This is a genomic window from Mucilaginibacter sp. GW822-FHT03E02, from assembly GCF_058801545.1.
Window position 1 is genome coordinate 3,966,239 of record NZ_JBXANJ010000001.1, and the last position, 20,995, is coordinate 3,987,233.

General features: G+C 44.3%; 11 protein-coding genes. All 11 read left to right on the plus strand.

Annotated elements, in window-relative coordinates; genetic code table 11:
- Positions 1 to 51: 51 nt before the first annotated feature.
- Positions 52 to 2,847, plus strand: coding sequence for a S8 family peptidase (locus AC1RM2_RS16610; protein ID WP_492986309.1), 2,796 nt, complete (start codon positions 52 to 54; stop codon positions 2,845 to 2,847).
- Positions 2,848 to 2,997: 150 nt separating this feature from the next.
- Positions 2,998 to 4,422 (plus strand): inorganic phosphate transporter, encoded by a 1,425-nt coding sequence (locus tag AC1RM2_RS16615; RefSeq protein WP_492986310.1) that lies wholly within the window; start codon positions 2,998 to 3,000, stop codon positions 4,420 to 4,422.
- 10 nt (positions 4,423 to 4,432) lie between these two features.
- The gene (locus AC1RM2_RS16620; RefSeq protein WP_492986311.1) at positions 4,433 to 5,254 is read left to right on the plus strand and encodes a universal stress protein; all 822 of its coding nucleotides are present in this window, start codon (positions 4,433 to 4,435) and stop codon (positions 5,252 to 5,254) included.
- Between the two features lie 98 nt (positions 5,255 to 5,352).
- The gene (locus tag AC1RM2_RS16625; RefSeq protein WP_492986312.1) at positions 5,353 to 6,471 is read left to right on the plus strand and encodes a metallophosphoesterase family protein; all 1,119 of its coding nucleotides are present in this window, start codon (positions 5,353 to 5,355) and stop codon (positions 6,469 to 6,471) included.
- Positions 6,472 to 6,564: 93 nt separating this feature from the next.
- Entirely contained in the window at positions 6,565 to 9,288 is a 2,724-nt protein-coding gene (locus AC1RM2_RS16630; protein WP_492986313.1) for a DEAD/DEAH box helicase family protein, read from the plus strand.
- 72 nt (positions 9,289 to 9,360) lie between these two features.
- The gene (locus tag AC1RM2_RS16635) at positions 9,361 to 10,383 is read left to right on the plus strand and encodes an SPFH domain-containing protein (RefSeq protein ID WP_492986314.1); all 1,023 of its coding nucleotides are present in this window, start codon (positions 9,361 to 9,363) and stop codon (positions 10,381 to 10,383) included.
- Positions 10,380 to 11,303 (plus strand): NAD(+)/NADH kinase, encoded by a 924-nt coding sequence (locus AC1RM2_RS16640; protein WP_492986315.1) that lies wholly within the window; start codon positions 10,380 to 10,382, stop codon positions 11,301 to 11,303. Before AC1RM2_RS16635 ends, AC1RM2_RS16640 begins: the two co-directional genes overlap by 4 nt.
- Positions 11,300 to 12,577 (plus strand): hypothetical protein, encoded by a 1,278-nt coding sequence (locus tag AC1RM2_RS16645; protein WP_492986316.1) that lies wholly within the window; start codon positions 11,300 to 11,302, stop codon positions 12,575 to 12,577. The genes AC1RM2_RS16640 and AC1RM2_RS16645 overlap by 4 nt, the downstream gene beginning before the upstream one ends.
- A gap of 256 nt (positions 12,578 to 12,833) precedes the next feature.
- Complete coding sequence (locus AC1RM2_RS16650; protein ID WP_492986317.1) at positions 12,834 to 15,248, plus strand: Kelch repeat-containing protein; 2,415 nt, start codon at positions 12,834 to 12,836, stop codon at positions 15,246 to 15,248.
- 634 nt (positions 15,249 to 15,882) lie between these two features.
- The gene (locus tag AC1RM2_RS16655; RefSeq protein WP_492986318.1) at positions 15,883 to 18,060 is read left to right on the plus strand and encodes a hypothetical protein; all 2,178 of its coding nucleotides are present in this window, start codon (positions 15,883 to 15,885) and stop codon (positions 18,058 to 18,060) included.
- A gap of 210 nt (positions 18,061 to 18,270) precedes the next feature.
- On the plus strand, positions 18,271 to 20,553 hold the full coding sequence (locus AC1RM2_RS16660) for a GH92 family glycosyl hydrolase (RefSeq protein ID WP_492986319.1): 2,283 nt from the start codon (positions 18,271 to 18,273) through the stop codon (positions 20,551 to 20,553).
- The last annotated feature ends 442 nt before the right edge of the window (positions 20,554 to 20,995 follow it).

A 20,995-nucleotide genomic window follows, 5' to 3' on the forward strand; every position in this document is an offset into this window, starting at 1 on the left:
TTCACTATAAGGGAGGGCATTGCCCTCCCTTATTTTTATTTAACTTAAAGCATGGCTAAAAAGTTATTGCCTATTATTTTTTTTATTTTTTGTTTTAAGTATTCGTGGTCGCAACAAACCGTGGGCGACAAAATGATCAAAGACCTTTATTCGGCAGCAAACAAAACATCCAATGCCGATTCTGTAAATTATTATGTAGTTAAGATCAATAAACGGCCATTTGCACCCCCCGTGAATGTGCGCGTTATAAAACGACTTTCATACAATTACTATATAGTAGCATCAAATAAGTCCATCCTGCAAAGTGAGAGTTTTGAAATTGCAGCTCCTGCAAATTTCCTGTGGAAGGCATCAGATAACCTTGCCCTAACTACCCAAAAGCATCCCAAAAGCAGCAGTAAGATTGCTGTTGATATTACCCTGAGGAATGTGTCGGCCATAGCAAATGTGGGAAAGTATGGCAGGATAACCAGCACATATGGCAATAGGGTAACAACCAATATCCCCGTTAATAAGCTAAATGAATTATTACAGCAACCATATGTTGTTTTTGCAGATAACACCCGCAAGGCACACGCCGAACTGGCAATCAGCGATATCGACCTGGGCGCAAATACCATCAGTACAATACAAAGCATTTACCCAGGCATTAACGGCCAGGGCATCAACGTAAGTGTTAAAGAAGATAAATATGATAATGATCTTGATCTGCTTGGTCGTACTTTTGCATCTTTCCCTGCATCAACTATTACATCCGGGCATGCTACCACCATGGCCACGCTTATTGGCGGTAATGGCAATTCATTTATAAAAGGGCTTGGCGCTGCACCCCGAGTACGTTTTACTTCTGCCGATTTCATCAACCTGTTTCCTGACAGCATTGCTGTTTTTAAAGCCTTTGATATTGGTTTGCAAAATCACTCCTATGGTACCGGAATTGAAAATTACTACGGTGCCGAGTCTGTGGCTTATGATGAGCAGGTATGGGCAAATGACAGCATTGTACATGTGTTTTCGTCGGGCAATGTTGGGCTCAACGCGCCGGCTACGGGCGTTTATAATGGTTTAACAGGCGTAGCCAATTTATCGGGCGATTTTAAGCAGGCCAAAAATGTGCTGGTAATAGGCGGTACCGGTCGCACTAATCTGCCCGAAGATTTAAGCTCTGGCGGTCCGGCCTACGATGGCCGCGTAAAGCCCGAGTTGGTGGCCGATGGCGAAGATGGAACTTCGGGCGCCGCCGCGCTCGGTTCCGGGACTGTTGCCCTGTTGCAGCAAGCCTATAAAATAAGGCACGGAAGCCTACCCCCGGCGGCTTTAATTAAAACAATACTGATCAACTCGGCCGATGATATTGGCAATGCATATGTTGATTTTAAAACCGGCTACGGCAAACTAAACGGCCTTGAAGCTATGCGTACCATGCAGGAGAGCCGGTTTAACAGTGGCGCAGTTGGTAATGGCGGCCAAAGCGATTTTTTGGTAGATGTATCCGCGGGCACAAAAGAATTAAAGGTGTCAATAGCCTGGACAGATCCCGCCGCCGCGCTAAATGCACCCGGCGCCCTGGTTAACGACCTGGATCTGTCGGTTAAAAGCCCCGATGGGAAAATTATTTTGCCATGGACGCTAAGCAGCTATCCCTCGCTTGACTCGCTGAAAGCGCCGGCTCAAAGGCGTGCCGATACCATAAATAATATCGAGCAGGTAGCTATTGCAAATCCGGTAGCCGGCAGTTACACCGTGCACGTAAAAGGTCGGAAAGTCCCCTTGGGTCCGCAAAAGTTTTACGTGGCTTATCAGTCCATCCAGGTAAATAAGTTCGAATGGATTTATCCCGTAGCTTCCAGTCAGCTTTTTGCTGCCGACGATAATTACCTGCGCTGGCAAAGCTCCTTTGATACGGCAACAGGCAGGCTAAGCATCAGCTATGATCATGGAGTTACCTGGAAAGCCATTAATAACGTAACGCTGAAAAATAATTATTATAACTGGCAGGCCCCGGATGTATTCAGTACGGCCATGCTGAAAATGGATATTGGCAACAACTCGTTTTTAAGTGCCGAATTCAGTATCTCGGCCCCGATAGCGTTAAGAGTTGGTTATAATTGTACTCAGGGTACTTTATTGCATTGGTCGCCGCAGCAAGGCTGTACAGGCTATACGGTTTACACCATAAAAGGTAACGTTTTGCAAAGACTAAGTACCGTAACAGACACCTCGGTTATTATCCCCGCCCAGCAACAAACCTCCCAATATTTTGCCGTAAGTGCCACTGGGAATGATTTTGAAGGCCTAAAAAGCTACACCATTGATGTTACCACGCAAGGCGTTGGCTGTTATGTGAAAACATTACTGGCAAACGTTACAGGCGATAAAGTTTCGTTAGATCTTTTCCTGGGCAGCACCGTAAACCTAAAATCCATTACCTGGGAAAAAATGACCGCCCCGGCTTCCTTTACATCAATCGGCACATCGCCGGTAATCACAAACCAGCTTAGTTATCAATTTACAGATGCCGCACCCAAACAGGTACAATACTATCGGGCCAAACTAACCACCGCCGATAACCAGGTTATTTATACTGATACTGTTAAAGCCGTTGTGTTGCAAAACAAGCAGTTCGCCGTGTACCCAAATCCTGTTGACAAACAATTTACCATTTTAAGCGGCGATATCAATAATTATGATTTTAAATTATACGATGCCAGCGGCAAGCTCAGCATAACCCAAACGCTCAATAACCTGCAAAATACAGTACCGGTAAACCTTAACCCCGGCATTTATGTATATATAATTTCTTTAGCCGGCCATGTGGTGTACAATGGCAAGCTGATCAAACTGTAGCTATTTGGTATCAAATGTTAATAAAAAGCGATAAGCAATTAAATAACAAATAGTTAACCGGAAATTGGTATTAAAGCAATGTTTGAAGCTGTTATTTGAGAGCAGGTTAAAAAGGCTAAATAAGCCTGCCGGGATAAAACATAATTTGATATGCATATTTCAATACTTGCAGCCACACTTCCTTTTATTGGCCAGGTTAATTTAAGCGGTTATTTACTGGTTGTCTTTATCGTCTGCATCCTGGCCGTTATCGGGTTCGAGTTTGTGAATGGCTTTCATGATACAGCCAATGCGGTAGCTACCGTAATATACACCCGGGCCTTGAAACCAGTGTATGCTATTCCCTGGTCGGGCTTATGGAATTTTTTAGGCGTGTTTCTGGGTGGTGTAACGGTAGCCATGGGTATTTTAAAGCTGGTGCCGCTTGATGCCTTGATGACTTTGCCCGTGAGTGTAGGCGCTTGCCTGGTGTTATCGGTGTTGCTTGCCTCTATCATCTGGAACCTGGGCACCTGGTATCTGGGTATTCCCTGTTCCAGTTCGCATACCATGATTGGCGCTATGATTGGCGCCGGCCTTGCTTTTACCTGGTACTACCACGGCCCGGGCGTAAACTGGGGTAAAGCCGAAGAGATAGGTATGTCGCTTATTTTATCGCCCATTATTGGCTTTGGTGCAGCGGCCCTGCTTATGTTGTTTTTAAAGCATGTAACTAAATCACATGCCTTGTTTCATATCCCAACCGGCGAAAATGACAGGCCGCCAATTCTCATCAGGCTTTTACTCATTACTACCTGTACCCTGGTTAGCTTTTTTCACGGCAGTAATGATGGGCAAAAGGGCGTTGGCTTATTTATGCTAATCCTGATAGCCTTTTTACCAGCCCGGTTTGCTGTTAATCATCATATTAGTAATGATAAAGTTTTGGCTGCGTTTAATCAGGCCAGCCTCGTGGTTGCTAAAAATACCACAACCAGCAATACCCCCAACAGTGAATTTATAAAGCTTGCGGATATAATTTCCCAGGCAAAAGCTTCGCTGGCCGAAAAAAATGAAACCGATGTAGCCAAAACCTATAATTACCGTAAACAGGTAGAAGGAACGGTAAAAGCAATCAGGACAGTGCTTAAAGACAATAAGATGCAGTTACCGGCAAAAGACCGGGCCATGCTTACAGCTGCCTCTGACGAGCTGGAGCATGTTACAGATTTTGCGCCGGTATGGGTTATCGCTATCATTTCCGTATCGCTTGGGTTGGGTACCATGATTGGCTGGAAAAGGATTGTAGTTACCATTGGCGAAAAAATTGGTAACGAACATTTAAGCTATGCGCAGGGGGCCACATCCGAAATTGTTGCAGCATCAACCATTGGGCTTAGTACGGCATTTGGTTTGCCAGTGAGTACTACACATGTGCTTTCAAGCGGTATTGCCGGTGCTATGGTTGCTTCAGGCGGTAAAGGCAATCTTAATAATAAAACAATAAAAAATATTGCGATGGCCTGGGTACTCACTTTACCGGTAGCAATAATTTTAGCATCTTTATTATTCATGTTTTTCCATTTGTTTATTTAAAAGGCCAAAAATGAAACAGATTCTTGTTGCTTCCGATTTTTCAAAAAGCGCTGCCAACGCAATGGCTTACGCTATGGAGCTGGCCGTTGTATTAAACAGGGATGTTTGTGTTATACATGCCATACACCCTACCGAAGGCATTAACAACAGCACTTACAACGCTATTTTTATTGAAGATTATTACAACAACAAAAGGGAGGCTTTAAAGGAGTGGGCGGCCGAATTTACCCGGCAGCAAGTTTATGCTTCGGTAAAGGTTAGCACGCTTTGCGATGTTGGTTTTTTGAAAAACGTAATAACGCGTTACGTTGATAAAAACCCTGTGGAGCTTTTGGTGATGGGCATAACCGGTGCAACAGGTATTGCCGGTATTGTTGGCAGTAATGCAAGTATGATGGTAAGCCGGGTGAAAACGCCTACCTTAATCATTCCGTTGGAAAGCAAGTTCTCCAGGGTGCCGGTGATTACGCTGGCCACAGATTTTGAAACCCGCTTGTCTGCCGAAGATGTAAACGCGTTGAACGAGATGGTGCAGGCATTTGCGTCCGCTAAAATGCAGGTGCTGTATGTAGCCGATAAGCCCGACGATAAACATATCAAAACAGGAGAGGCCAAATTAAGCGGCTTAATAAAAAATGCCGAACTTGATTTTAACTATATTAACAACAGCAGCGCTATAAACGGCATTGTTGATTTTGTCCAAACACACGAAACCGACATCCTTTGCCTGGTTAAACATCATCATAACATTGTTTACCGGCTATTTACCCGAAGCACGGTAAACCAGGTAATGAACAAATCAGTGAAAGCTATCCTGGTGCTGCATGAATAGCCTGATGCCATAAACCGGAAGTACCCTGCGTTTAAACTTTTGTTCACCCTCAATTTATATTTGTTTGGTATGTTTGGTCTTTCGATGATTAACGCTAAATGATAATATCCCCTAAATATACCACCCCCGTTTTTAAAAAAGATCAGCCCGACGATACCTATAAGTTTTTGCCGCCTCCCCCGCCGTCCGGAAAGTATCCCTACCATTTAAATGTTAACGACATATTGCCCGATATGAACGATAACCGCATGGTATTTCATGTAGTGGGCGATACTGGTGGCTTTCGCGATCCGGATTTTCAGAAAAGGGTGCCCGATGCCATGGCCGCCCAGTATCAAACTTCGGCGGCGGCAAACAAACCTTCGTTCCTGTATCACCTGGGCGATGTAGTGTATAGCCATGGAGAAGAAAAATATTACAAAAGCCAGTTTTTTGATCCCTATAACAATTACCCCGGCCCTGTATTTGCCATAGCCGGCAATCACGACAGCGACATAAACCCCAATGCCGGTGAGCCATACCAAAGTCTGGATGCTTTTGCTGCTGTTTTTTGCGATACTCAACAACGGGCAATACTATTTGCCGGCGAGAGCCCACGGAAAAGCATGGTGCAGCCCAATATTTACTGGACGCTGGATACGCCGCTCGCCACTATAATTGGCTTGCATAGCAATGTGCCCAAATATGGCATAATAACGCCGGAGCAGCGGGAGTGGTTTCTGCAGGAATTAAAGTCATCTGCACAAAACCATCCCAAAAAAGCATTGCTGGTTTGTATCCATCACGCGCCATACTCGGCCGATGTTAACCATGGTTCCAGCTTACCCATGATCGAATTCCTCGAGGGCGCATTTACCAAAACCAATGTTTGGCCTAATATGGTTTTTAGCGGGCACGTACATAATTACCAGCGTATCAGCAAGCGTTATCCAAATGGCATCACCGTGCCATACATAGTAGCCGGCGCAGGTGGTTTTGACGAGCTGCATCCTGTGGCCCATATCGATGACGAGCGTTTTAGCGCCGAAAGCGAAGTTCTGAATGGAGCCAAACTGGAGTATTCGTGTGACACCCGGCATGGCTTTGTCAAGGTAATGTTGGAGCGCACTGACAACGGGTTAAGCCTGGGTGCGGAATATTATACGATACACGATAAAGAGGCAATTCTTGTTGATGCCTACAATAAGCTTGTGCGGATGCAGCGACCTGCAAAGTAAAGGCTGTTTGTTTGAATTTTAAATCAGAAATCATCTGTAAAATTGCCGCTCAATTTTTTAATTATAAATTAGCAAATTAAGTATCTGTAATAATTGAAAGAGTTTCCTGCTGACATCAAATTTTCATACGGTTGGAGGGCATATCAGCAACGCGTGCTTGATGGACTGGACGAGTATTTAAAAGACGGTCATTTACACGTTATAGCACCACCGGGTTCAGGCAAAACCGTTTTAGGGCTGGAAGTTGCCATCAGGATTAACCAGCCTACGCTGATCCTCACACCAACCATCGCCATCAGGAACCAGTGGATACAGCGGTTTTGCGAAATGTTTTTACAGCAGGAACAAACGCCTGCCTGGGTTTCGCACGATATCCGGAAGCCGGGTTTCCTTACCGTGATAACCTACCAGGGGCTGCATGCGGCCTGCAACGATCTGAAAACTGCCGAACCGGAAAGCGAGAGCGAAGAAGAAGTTGACGAACACGAACCCGTAACATCGGCCAACCATAACCTCGACAATATTGTAAACGGTTTAAAGGAGCAACAGGTAAAAAACATTGTGGTTGACGAAGCGCACCATTTAAAAAATGAATGGTGGCATACGCTTGATAAGGTTAAAAAAGCGATAGATCCCATGATTATAGGATTAACCGCTACGCCGCCCTATGATGTATCGGCAACAGAATGGCAGCGTTACCTGGAATTAAACGGGCCGATCAATATTGAAATTTCGGTGCCGGAGTTAATTATTGAAGGCGATTTGTGCCCGCACCAGGACTATGTGTACCTATCATTACCCGCCGATGATGAAATTAAAGGGATAGCCGCGTTCAGGCAGGGTATCGAAGAACTTTTTGCAGAGATCAAAGCCGACGAAACCTTAATCAATGCCATTGAAAATCATCCGGCCTGGCAAAACCCGCAGGGCAGTTTAGATTGGATTTATACCAATTTGTCTTACTATTCCGCTTCGCTCATTTTTTTAAATGCCAACGGAAGAGTCATATCAAAAGATCATCTTGACATTATAGATAACAAAAAACTGAAAATCCCGGTTTTTGATAACAGTTGGATGGAGGTTTTGCTGGATTTTTACCTGTACCGGGATAAGGAACATTTTAAAACTTTTGCCGCCCATCAAAAAATTATCGAAGGCAAATTGCACCGGTATGGGGCTATCGAAAAACGACAGATCAGCTTCTCGCAAAACAAAAAAGTGACCGGGGCTTTAACTTCCAGTATCAGCAAATTAGATAGCATACAACACATTATCAATTTTGAATACCAGCAACTGGGCCATAACCTTCGCATGGTAGTATTGACAGATTATATCCGCAAAGATTTCTACATCAATGCCGATACTAACGAATTTGAGCTGAACAAAATTGGCGTGATGACCATTTTTGAAAAACTAAGGCGCAAGAATGCTGCCGGTATCAAAATTGGCGTGTTAACGGGGTCGTTGGTCATTGTCCCGTATTCGGCTTACCTGGTGTTCCGGGAAAAAGTGAGGCATTGTGGATTGGGCGAAATTAATTGCGAAAGAGTGCCATTTGCAGCCGATTATGTTTTGGTTGAACAGAGCGAGCAGTTAAAAAACGATATTGTTAATCTTATTACACAGATTTTTCAATCGGGTGAAATAGAGGTGCTGATCGGTACAAAATCGCTTTTGGGCGAAGGATGGGATGCACCGGCAATTAACTCGCTGGTGCTGGCCAGTTTTGTTGGCTCGTTTGTATTGTCCAACCAAATGCGTGGCCGCGCCATTCGTACACAGAAAGGTAACCTGGGCAAAACGGGTAATATCTGGCACCTATGTTGTATCGACCCAACTACCGGCACCGGCGGCGAAGATTTTGATATGCTTAAGCGCAGGTTTAAAAGCTTTGTTGGCATCTCTTTTAAAGATGGCGGCGGTATTGAAAATGGTGTAGGCCGGTTAAATATCCCGCCCGGTATAAAACTGCGGGACGATGTTGAACAACAAAACAACAGAGCGTTTACTTACGCGGCCGACAGGGAATCCCTTAAAGCAAAATGGAATACTGCACTGGAAAATGGCGTTACGTTAATTGAAGAGATTAAGATACCATTTGAGGGCGACCATGAATACAGTGCTGTTAAGACCATGTACCTCAATAAAACCATCGCCAACCTGCTCGCCGCGTTAGGATTTGGTTCTTTAGATTACATTTTGGGGGCATTGCAGGGATTGGGGCGGTCTGCCAGGAACTTGCGTACGATCCAGGATTTATATGTTTATTTAACAATATTAGCCGTAGGTGGCTTTCTTTTATTTGGCCGCCTGGCATTTAAAGCTTTGCGGCTTTTTATTAAATATCGCGATATATCAAAGGATGTTGGGCAAATTGGTAACACGCTGCTAAGTGCAATGGCACAGGCCGGTGTTATTAAAACTAACCGGGCGGAGCTGACAATAGATTCCTCGGTTGATAGGTTTGGTAATGTATACTGTTTCCTGGATGGCGGCACCACGTTTGAACGGTCGGCCTTTATCAATATGCTGCATGAGGTAGTCGGGCTGATAGATAATCCGCGTTATGTAATTGTCAGGAAAAATATTTTTTTACTTTTTGTGAAGCAGAAGGATTACCACGCCGTACCCGAAATTATAGGTCGTACCAAATCATCCGCAGTTTATTTTATGGAACAATGGAAAAAGTACGTAGGCTCATGCGAACTTATTTTTACCCGCAGCATCGAAGGGCGCCAATTACTGCTCAAATCGCGCATGAAAGCGCTATCGGCCCAATTTGATGATAATACAGAGCGGGTTAATAAATGGCGATGAAGCTTGTGTGAGTTCATTATTAAAAAAGTTTTATATTAGCGTACAATAACTACGTAACCATAAGCCATTATCATGTTTGGAATTCAGCATATTAAGTTCGACGCTATGACCTATGTACTTCATTTTAAAAATGGAGATATCGTAAAAGAAGGGCGCGGGCTATCATTTTTCTATTTTTCGCCTAATAGTTCTATTGTGGCCATCCCTATGGGGAGTAACGATCTGCCCTTTATATTCAGCGAATCGACCAACGATTATCAATCGGTAACCATACAAGGCCAAATAAGTTACAAGATAAGCAAACCCAAAGCGCTTGCCGATGTGCTTGATTTTACCGTGAATGATAACGGTATGTACAAGAAAAACGACATCGAGAAGTTAAACCAGCGCATTATTAACGAAGCGCAAACTTCTACATCGTCCTACATTCACGGGATTAAACTGAAGGATGCTATCCGGTCGGCAAAGGCTATTGAAGAGAAAATACTGGAGGGGCTTAAATCTTCGGCTGCCATTGGCTTAATGGGGATAGAGATTATGGGGGTTAATATCCTTGGCATTTCGGCCACTCCCGAAATGGCCCGTGCCCTGGAAACCGAAACACGGGAGAAGTTGCAGCAGGAGGCCGACCAGGCCATTTTTGAACGCCGTAACTTTGCTGTTGAGCAGGAGCGTAAAATAAAAGAAACCGAGCTGAATACCGAAATAGCTGTTGAGGAAAAGCAAAAACAGATAGCCGAAAAGAAAATGGAATCGGAAGTGCAGAAGTCTGACAACGACAGGAAGCTCAGGGAGATGAAGCTTAAGGCCGACATAGCGGTTGAAAATCAACGAAAACTATTGATTGAGCAAAAAACAGCCAACGATAAAAAAGAAGCCGAAACCCAGGGTTTTGTAATTGAAACAACACTTAAACCTTACAAGGACATGGATTGGAAGTTACTTACCGCATTGAATAATAATCCTGACCCAAGGTTTAACATCTCGCTGGCATTCAGAGAACTTGCCGAAAACGCCGATAAAATAGGCAACCTGAACATCAGCCCGGAATTATTGGATTCGCTTTTAAAAGATAAGTCTGAGAGCAAAAAATGAGCGTTGAATATGCCATCATCGTAAAAAATAAAACCCGGCTCGAGTTTTTAATTGAGCGTTTCAATACCAAAGCCCAGGCCAAGTTTTATATAGAAAGGCTTGGCGGTGATTTTAACGATTATGAAGCGGAACACGAAACATTTCACCTTGCTTTAAGCAGTTTACAAGCACAGCTTTCCAAAACCATTAAATACAAAATTGTTGAGCGGGCATTTGTGCCCTCGTTTATCTTTTCCGCGAAGAACATCATCATTGTGATAGGGCAGGATGGGTTGGTAGCCAATACCGCCAAATATGCGCGGGGAGTCCCGATTGTGGCTGTAAATCCCGATAAACAACGTTATGATGGGGTGCTGCTGCCTTTTGATACGGGCAATTTTATAGGCGGGGTAGAAAACGTGATCACCGGTCAATTCAATTTGCAAACCATGGCTTTTGCCGAAGCCAAACTGAATGATGGCCAAAGGTTGCTGGCTTTTAATGATTTGTTTATTGGCGCTGCATCGCATGTATCGGCACGGTACAAGATCTCTTACGGTGCAAAAACCGAGGAGCAATCATCAAGCGGTTTGATAGTTTCTACACCAGCGGGTTCAACCGGGTGGCTAAGTTCTATTTTTAATATGGCCTATGGAGTAACAGGTTTGTTCGAGAAAAACCTTAAACCAAAACAGCCAAAGATTAAAGCAAACGAACTGTTATTTGCCGTGCGCGAGCCATTTCAAAGCATCCGTACTAAAACAGATATTGCAGCAGGTGTTATCAAAAGCCGGCAAATTTTAACCATCGAATCGCTGATGCCTACAAACGGCATTATATTCAGCGATGGTGTTGAGGCCGACTTTTTGCGGTTTAATAGTGGTTCGGTGGCCACAATTGGCATTGCGGCAGAAACAGCTAACCTGGTAATTAAAAAATGACCCAAACAACTATCATCAAACAAAAATTTAAAAGTTCTATCGGGCGCGGCACGGGGGAAGCATACCTGTTAATTCAAAGCCATCCAACACTTGATTTTTCCCGCGATATTATCCGGGCGTGCCTCAAAAACTTTGCCTGCGATGGGCAATGTGAAAGTAACAGGGGCGGTTACCTTTTTGAACTTATAAAGTTATCTGGCAAGCAGGATAAAATAAGGGATGCCATACTGAACGGCCTTGCCACCGAACAGGACGATACATGGTCATTGGCGCAGCTTTTTGATCTTGCCAAATCGTTTGCAATGAAAGGTGATTACGAGGCAAGGAAAGCCATTTATGACCGGTTCTCGGCTAATCAAATAGCCGGTTCTGATTTCTTAGGTTCATGGGAGATTTTGGAACTGGATGGAATGGCCGGTATGCTATTTATTGCCGAAAGGTTTGGGGAAGCCCTTGAAAATGATCCTGAAGATTGGCAGGATGATGTACTGGTAAGGTCTTTCCAGGATATTAATCCGAAGATAAACGTTTGGGACGAGCTTGAAAACGCCTCAAAAGACAACCGCTTTATAAAAAAGTATTTCGACGAAGTTTCGGCTGCAAGGGAAAAAAGGGTAAGCAACCAGCGGAAGGAAGTAGTTTACAACGATGTTATTGATGAGGTTTTATCGAACAAGGTATGGCGTTTTAACAGGAGAAATTTAAACGATGAGGAATTAACCTTGATCGCAAAGCGGTTACTTGTAGAAAAAAATAAACAGAAGAAACAGAAATTACTGGCTATTTTCTCGAAGTATAAGTTTCCGCTCGATCCGCAGTTTATAATAGATATCGCAACTAAAACAGTTGCTTCGGCTAAGCGCAGCAGGGAATTAGCCCTGAGTGCTATGCGGTTTTTAAAAAGTGATACCCTACGGGAGTTTACGATTGAGGGTATAAAGTCGGATCGGAACCCTGAGGATTTTGCCTGGGCTTTTGTAGCCAATTACCAGGACGGAGATGAGGTGTTGCTTGCATCAATGGTAGAAAAGGCTAAAAACGAACACGTTATTGAATGCCTTAATAGTGTTTATATGGAGATATTTAAAGCCAACCCAACCCCAAAGTGTAAGGCCCCGTTAATGGCACTGTACAATAACTCCAATTGCGGTATCTGCCGGTCGGGTATTGTGAAGTTGCTGATTGAAAATGATGCGCTGCCAGATGAGATAAAAGAAGAAATAAAATTTGATTGTTCAGATGAGACAAGGGCGTTGGCAGATGGCTTGATTTAAACTTTAAACGATTTCTTCCCGGTGCTGCAAAAACCGTTTTAGCATACTTAAAAAAAACATATTTTAGCACTTGCGTTCAACAGCGGAAGATTCCCCTGGTCCCGGGGATTTTAGACAAGTGTATTCAATGACAAAAGCGAGCCGGATTTTATTACTTCATCCCTGGGTATATAGGATTTTGGTTTTTGCTGCCGTCCTTGGCTCGTGCTTAAAATTACAGGCGCAGGGCTTACAGTTCAACTCGAACGATAGTTTAATGGAAAAACGGACGTCCTATTCCGTTTTTAAACAGGAAAGCCCCACATTTAATGATGAATTAACCATCGCCTTCCAGCTGGCTTTGTGGGATAATTCGCATCTGGGCTATGTTTTAAACCTTGCCGATGGTAAAAACAACTCCTATAGCCTCAGTTATATTTATTTGAACGGTACCCCTTACTTAAATTTCAATATAGACAGTAAGAGCAATAAAATCACCATCCCGCTGAGCGCTGCCCAGCTATCAAAAAGGACATGGACAGCCATCAAAATCAAGCTGGACCTGCGTGGGGATAAAGCAACAGTGTGGGTTAACGGTAAACCGTATGGCGCTTCGGGCTTTAGTTTCACCGGCAGCATCAGCCCGGTAATTACCTTTGGCAAAAATTCGCGTTACTCCGATGTGCCCAATATGGCCATCCGCAACCTGGAAGTTGGCGATGCCTCCCAGGCTTATTCGTTCCCGTTAGATGAATGGGAAGGCCAAAACGTGCACAGCAGCAATGGCGACGAGGTTGGCTTTGTTGAAAACCCGGTTTGGCTTATTAATGAATCGTACTTCTGGAAGCCGCGGTTGTCAAAAAGCTTTAACGAGGTTGTGGGCCTAAACTTTAATCAGCAAAAACAAAGCATGGTGCTGTTTGGCAGCAACTCGGTAGTGCAATATAATGTCAGGAATGATGAGGAATCATCCGGTTCCTATCAAAACCCCTTGCCTATGCCCCTGTTACTGGGCAAAAGCATTGTTAACCCCAGGCAAAATAAGCTGTATGTGTATGAGGTTAACAACGCCCCGGGCAACCCATCCGGCCTGGTATCGCTTGATCTTTCGAGGTTAAACTGGGAGGTTAAAGGAAACGCAGCCTTGCCATCGCAACGGCATCACCATAATGTGTTTTACGATAAAGATTACCGCGATCTTTATTTATTTGGCGGCTACGGGTCGTTCAGGTACTATAATGATTTTTTTAAGTTTGATACCCTGGAACAGGTTTGGCAGCCTGTGGTTTTTACCGGCGACCATATCGATCCGCGGTTTTTTTCGGCCTGCAGCGTTGCCGACGCGAATAACGACGTGTATATATTTGGCGGTATCGGCAATCAATCGGGCAGCCAGGTTGTAGGTGGTATGCATTTTTATGATTTGTACCGGGTTAACCTAACCAGCCGCACCATCAAAAAACTATGGGAAATTAAGCCTGATGAAGAGGCTTTTGTGCCCGCCAATAACCTTGTACTATCAAAGGATGGGAAATATTTTTATGTGTTGTGTTACCCGCATGAGCGGCCTAAAACCAGCTTAAAGCTTTATAAGTATTCTATTCAAGATGGATCATACGAGGTTGTAAGCGGCGAGATTCCGGTAACATCTGAACGGATTGAAACCGATGTTAACCTGTTTTTTAATAGTGACGCGAACGAATTTTATTGCACCACGCAGGAGTTTACTTCGCCTGTAAAATCGGGTGTCAAAATTTATTCGCTGGCATTTCCCCCGGTAAGTTATGCCGCTTATTTAAAATCAAAACAGGCTAAAAGCACAACAACCAGTGTGTATAGCTATGTTGGAGGGTTGGCGGCGGTACTACTTGTAGCCGGTGGAGCATTCATCTACCTGAAAAGGAAAAAAGCCAAACCGGTGCCGGATACTGCTGATTTAACCCAGGATGAAAGCCAATTGGAAATTATTGGCAACAAGATTAATGCGGTTTATTTGCTGGGCGCATTTGCGGTGTATGATAAAAACGGCAAGGATATTACCTACCTGTTTAGCCCTAAAATTAAACAGCTGTTCATTTTGATTTTACTGAACAGCCGCGATAAAAACGGTGTAACCTCCAGGCGTATTTCGACCACCCTTTGGGCCGATAAAGATGTAGCCAAAACAAAAAACATCAGGGGCGTTACCTTAAATCACCTGAGAAGTATTCTTGCTGACCTGGATGGGATTGAGCTGGCCTATATCAATGACACCTATAGCTTCACTGTTTCGGACGCCTTTTTTTGTGACTATCTTGTGGTGCAAGCCAGCCTTAATAACAGGCAGGGGGCAGCTGCATTGGAGGTTCCGCATTTTGATTTGATTGCGCGCGGTGGCCTGCTGCCTGCTATGCCCGATGTTTGGCTGGATGATTTTAAGGAGCAGTATGAAGAAGCGTTAATGCCGGCATTGCAGCCTGTAATAAAAAACACCTATGATGAGGGACAGTTTAAAAAGGCGCTGGAGATAAGCCGGCTGATTTTAAATATCGACCCGTTTAGCGATGCCGGCATCAAATATAAACTGAAAGCCATCAGGCGCACCAGGGGTATTGAACACGCCCGCCGCACCTATGATGATTTTGTAGCCGAATATAAAAGATCATTAGGAATTGATTACCCTATACCATTTGATAAAATTTGTGGTAAATAGGGGGGCGGGTAAAGTCGAGAAGTGTTAGGTTAAAAGTCCCGTAGGAGGCTGTTAAAAAACGAATAGGAAATGGCCATTATTGATTGTTAAAGCCAGGCGGAACGCAGAGGTGTGGGATGTCGTATATCGGATGGTGACGACGACTCACCCCGGCTACGCTGCGCTGGCCGACCCTCTCTCCGGCTACGCCGCAAAGAGGGTTTTAGAAGTTTATATTTAATAAGTTCTTGATTGTTAATTCTTTGTAAATCAACCCTCTTTCCACCGTAGGTGAAGAGAGGGTGGTCGGGCGTAGCCTCGACCGGGTGAGTCGTAGCCAGCGTTCAATTGAATGTTTATAATGCAGGGCCAAATCCTGATAGATATCTAAAAAAGCAACAAGGTAATTTGATAGCTATCCACGATAACATTTTATCATATCAAATTAAAAAGTCGCTGAAAGTTTTCATTTTTTTGACTTAAAACTTAAAATTTCCGACTAAAGACCTTCCATCATTCCCGGTTAATAATGCGATTAATTTTAATGGGTTAATGAAATTTAAACCGGGTTAACCCATTTATTAACCCTTGTTTTAATACCACCTATCCTATTATTGTGTGGTAATACGAGGCATCTACCGCCCTGCACCTATCTATGAAAAACATTTTTGTTTCCTGTTGTTTAACTATGCTGGCGTCTGCCGTTTTTGCGCAGCAGGCACCGGCACCGTTAAAAGAGAAGACTGCTTTCCAAACCGCCAGCCCCTGGATGCCCGAGATTGACGTACGCAGCGACATAGCCATTGTTTACGGAACCAACGACCATCCCGGCATGACCTTTGAGCAGCGCGTACAAACCTGGCGCGACCATGGTTATCAAACCAACTTCATGACCGGCATAGCCTGGGGCGACTACAAAGATTATTTCCTGGGTAAATGGGATGGCAAAAACCACCTGGGCGTTGGGCAGGTTACCCAAAAGGGCGATACCATTTTTCATGGCAGGGATATGCCATATGTGGTGCCCGATGCCTCGTTCATCGAGTACATGAAAACGGCGGTTATTAAAAGAGTAATTGATGTTGGCATCATCAATATATTTTTAGAAGAACCTGAATTTTGGGCACGTGCAGGCTATAGCGCTGGCTTCAAGGCCCAATGGCAAAGCTATTACGGTTTCCCCTGGAAGCCACAGGATGCATCGGCCGAGAATACTTACCTGTCCAGTAAATTAAAGTATCACCTGTATTATGATGCCATTGAAAAAGTATCATCGTACGCTAAAGCCTACGGCAAAAGCAAGGGTTTAAATATAAAGGTGTTTATCGCCACGCATTCGCTGGTTAACTATTCGTCGTGGCAAATTGTTAGTCCCGAGGCCAGCCTGGCCTCGTTGCCCGGTATTGATGGTTACATAGCCCAGGTGTGGACGGGTACCTCGCGCGAGCCTACTTATTTTAACGGCCTGCAAAAAGAACGCGTATTTGAAAACGCCTACCTGGAATATGGGTCGATGGTATCCATGACAGCGCCTACCGGCCGCAAAATGTTTTTTTTAACCGACCCGATTGAAGACAGGCAAAAGGATTGGAGCGATTATAAACGAAACTACCAGGCTACCTTTACGGCAAAACTATTGTACCCAACCGTATCTGATTATGAGGTGATGCCCTGGCCCGAGCGCATTTATACGCATCCCTACAAGGTTGCTAATAGTAACGAAAAGATCCTGATCCCTCAATATTACTCAACCCAAATGCAGGTGATGGTTAACGCCCTCAACAGCATGCCATCTTCAAGTAATAAAGTAACGGGTGTGAACGGCATTGGCGTTTTGATGAGTAATACACTGATGTTTCAGCGTTTCCCTACCCATAACGGGTTCGAGGATCCGCAGTTCTCAAACTTTTACGGCCAAACATTGCCGCTGCTAAAACATGGCGTGCCGGTACAAACCGTGCATATGGAAAACCTGGGCTATGCGGCATCGCTTAAAAACATCAAGGTGTTGGTGATGAGTTATGCTAATATGAAGCCTGTATCGGCACAAATTCACCAGCAATTGGCTGCCTGGGTAAAACAGGGTGGCGTGCTCATTTATTGCGGTCGGGATGATGACCCCTACCAATCAGTAATGGAATGGTGGGATACAAAGGGCAATAACTTCAAAGCGCCGTCGCAACACTTATTTAAACTGCTGGGGATAAACCCCGTCGGCGACAGCCAAAAGTTTAACATTGGCAAAGGCGCGGTATATGTGTTAAGGCAAAATCCAAAAGAATACGTACTGCAGGCAGCTAACGATGGTAATTACATCAGCACCGTTAAACAAGCCTATGAAAAAGATGCCCATGCAGGTGCTTTAACCTTTAAAAATAGCCTGTACCTGGCCCGTGGCCCCTACGATATTGTAGCTGTAATGGATGAAAATGCCGATAGCAAACCTTATACCGTAAAAGGCCCGGTAATTGATCTGTTCGATCCGCAGTTGCCCATCCTGGCCGAAAAGGTGATCAATCCCGGCGAGCAGGCATTGTTATACAATGAGGCACGGGTAGCCAATAAAAACATACCCCAGGTATTGGCTTCGGCGTCAAGGATCTATGACGAAAAAGTTGCAGTCGGCAGCTATTCTTTTATAGCCAAAAGCCCGGTAAAAACGCTTAACAGCGCGCGGGTTTTATTGCCGGGCGAGCCAAAACAAATTGTTATAACCGATAGCAAAGGGCAAATTATTACTGATGTTAAAACATCGTGGGATACCTCGTCAAAAACCTTATACCTGGGCTTCGCCAATAGTCCCGATGGTATAAAGGTTGAGTTGAAATGGTGAAAAAATACTTTTTGAGAGAAAGTTGATTAATACTTCCGTGCGTGAATTTTCATGCGCGGGAGTATTTTTACTTATGGCAGATTGCCATATTCGCACCGGAAAGAAATTATTAGAACAAATAACAAAACAAATACATCCAACGATATCAACATCAGCTTTTATAATAGCCACCGTTGCTTTCATCACCCTTAAAAAAACAAACTCCGATTAATGAAAAAACTACTTTTACTGGCCCTGGCCTGTTTACCGGCAGCTGCAATTGCCCAGCAAAGCGCCAGGGTAACAGACCCTGTTGAATTGATTAACCCGCTGATGGGTACAGCATCCAAGCCGTCTTTGTCAAACGGGAACACATACCCGGCCATCGCCCTGCCATGGGGCATGAACTTCTGGACGCCCCAAACCGGCAAAATGGGCGATGGCTGGCAGTACACTTATGATGCCGATAAAATCCTGGGCTTTAAGCAAACCCACCAGCCATCACCATGGATGAACGATTATGGTATGTTTTCCATCTTCCCCGAAACCGGTAAGTTAAAGCTGAACGAAAAAGAGCGCGCCAGCTGGTTTTCGCACAAGGCCGAAATTGTTAAACCCTACTACTACAGCGTTTACCTGGCCGATTATGATGTAACTACCGAAATTACCCCAACCGAGCGTGCTGCAAGCTTCCGCTTTACCTTCCCCAAAAGCGATAGCTCGCATATTGTAATTGATGCTTTTGACAAAGGATCATACGTGAAAATCATTCCCGGTGAGCAAAAGATTGTAGGTTACAGCACCAAAAACAGCGGCGCTGTACCGGCTAACTTTAAAAACTACTTTGTTATTTATGTAGATAAACCTTTCGCGCTGGCATCGGCATGGCACGATTGGAAAAAAGACGACGGCCAGCTGGAATACACTGGCGACCACGCCGGCGCGGTGATCACCCTGAAAACTACCAACGGCGAGCAGGTGCACTTAAAAGTAGCTTCGTCATTTGTAAGTATTGAACAGGCCGAGCTTAATTTAAAGCGTGAACTGGCCGACGATAAGTTTGAAGTTACCTGCCAAAAAGCCAAGGATACCTGGAACAAAACCCTGAGCCGGCTGAATGTAGAAGGCGGCACCGTGGAGCAAACCAAAACATTTTACAGCAGCTTGTACCGGATGCTTTTCTTCCCTAATAAAATGTACGAGATAGATGCCAAAGGCGAGAAAATTCACTACAGCCCTTTCAACGGTAAGGTGATGCCCGGTTATTTATTTGCCGGTACAGGCTTTTGGGATACATTCAGGGCCTTGTACCCGTTCCTGAACCTGGTTTACCCGTCTATCAATAAAGAGATGCAGGAAGGCCTGATTAATGATTATAAAGAAGGTGGCTGGCTGCCCGAATGGTCGAGCCCCGGCTATGCTGATTGTATGATAGGCAACAACTCGGCCTCGGTAGTTACCGAAGCGTACCTGAAGGGTATGCGTGGTTATGATATTGAAACATTGTACCAGGCGCTTAAACACGGTGCCAACAACGAAGGGCCAAACGCAACCGGCCGTAGGGGAGTGCAATATTACAATACCCTTGGCTATGTGCCCTACAACGTTAAAATAAACGAGAATGCTGCACGTACCTTAGAGTATGCTTACGATGATTTTGCCATATACCAATTAGGGAAAGCTTTAGGCAAACCAAAATCAGAGATCGAGATTTATAAAAAACGCAGCCAGAATTACCGTAACATCTTCGATCCGCAAACCAAACTGATGCGCGGTAAAAACCAGGATGGTACTTTTGAAACACCATTCAATCCGTTTAAATGGGGCGATGCCTTTACCGAAGGCAATAGCTGGCACTACAGCTGGGGCGTTTTTCATGATATACAGGGCCTGATAAACCTGATGGGCGGCAAGCAACAATTTGCAGCCAAACTGGATTCTGTATTCAGCATGCCGCCAACATTTGATGATAGTTATTATGGCGGTGTTATTCACGAGATCCGCGAGATGCAGATAGCCAACATGGGGCAGTATGCGCATGGTAATCAACCTATCCAGCACATGATTTACCTGTACAACCATGCCGGCCAGCCCTGGAAAACCCAATACTGGGCCCGCGAAACCATGAATAAATTGTACAAAGCCACTCCCGATGGTTATTGCGGCGATGAAGACAATGGGCAAACATCGGCCTGGTACATCTTCTCGGCCATGGGCTTTTACCCGGTAACACCGGCCAGCGATCAGTACGTGTTAGGAGCGCCTTTATTTAAAAAGGTAACCATTAATTTAGAGAATGGTAAAACGGTGACTATTACCGCGCCCAACAACAGTGCCGCCAACAAATATGTAAACAGCCTTACTATTGATGGCAAGCCCTACACCAATAACTGGGTGAGCCACAAAGGCCTGTTAAACGGCGCCGAATTGAATTTTGATATGATTGCTACCCCCAATAAAGAACGTGGCACAAAAGACGCCGACGTGCCTTTTTCGATGAGCAACGAAAAATAATTCCCAATATTGTATAGGTTTAAAAAGGGCTTGTGTTTTCACTGGCCCTTTTTTATTAATCTTTTATTTTTCAGCGAGTTAATGAATTGTAACATTTTGTTTACTTTAAAGAAAGTGTTATTTAATATGAATTATTGGTAATAATAGATATTGGTTAATAACTCCTTTTTAGTCGGCTTTCCCAAGCTTTTTTGTGGCTCTGTTTGCATGTTTGCATAAAGAACTTATTGTGCTTTAAAATGTTTGCCTGCGAATGGTGCTTTGATTGGCTATGGTATGTCTTACCTTTTTATGAAGATTGAAGCCTGTTTTTTGGTTAATTTTGTAGAATAGGTAATAAAAGCAAACAGGGAAAATGCCTCGCGCATCTTCCCTGTTCTAATTAACTTTATTAACTGTCTTATTATTAACTAAATGATTTAGTAATAGCATAAGAACATGC

What these genes read in the sequence shown, in the direction of transcription:
- AC1RM2_RS16660 (WP_492986319.1), top strand. Translation starts at nt 18,271, where the DNA reads ATGAAAAAACTACTTTTACTGGCCCTGGCCTGTTTACCGGCAGCTGCA.
- AC1RM2_RS16635 (WP_492986314.1), top strand. Translation starts at nt 9,361, where the DNA reads ATGTTTGGAATTCAGCATATTAAGTTCGACGCTATGACCTATGTACTT.
- AC1RM2_RS16645 (WP_492986316.1), top strand. Translation starts at nt 11,300, where the DNA reads ATGACCCAAACAACTATCATCAAACAAAAATTTAAAAGTTCTATCGGG.
- AC1RM2_RS16610 (WP_492986309.1), top strand. Translation starts at nt 52, where the DNA reads ATGGCTAAAAAGTTATTGCCTATTATTTTTTTTATTTTTTGTTTTAAG.
- AC1RM2_RS16640 (WP_492986315.1), top strand. Translation starts at nt 10,380, where the DNA reads ATGAGCGTTGAATATGCCATCATCGTAAAAAATAAAACCCGGCTCGAG.
- AC1RM2_RS16655 (WP_492986318.1), top strand. Translation starts at nt 15,883, where the DNA reads ATGAAAAACATTTTTGTTTCCTGTTGTTTAACTATGCTGGCGTCTGCC.
- AC1RM2_RS16625 (WP_492986312.1), top strand. Translation starts at nt 5,353, where the DNA reads ATGATAATATCCCCTAAATATACCACCCCCGTTTTTAAAAAAGATCAG.
- AC1RM2_RS16650 (WP_492986317.1), top strand. Translation starts at nt 12,834, where the DNA reads ATGGAAAAACGGACGTCCTATTCCGTTTTTAAACAGGAAAGCCCCACA.
- AC1RM2_RS16615 (WP_492986310.1), top strand. Translation starts at nt 2,998, where the DNA reads ATGCATATTTCAATACTTGCAGCCACACTTCCTTTTATTGGCCAGGTT.
- AC1RM2_RS16620 (WP_492986311.1), top strand. Translation starts at nt 4,433, where the DNA reads ATGAAACAGATTCTTGTTGCTTCCGATTTTTCAAAAAGCGCTGCCAAC.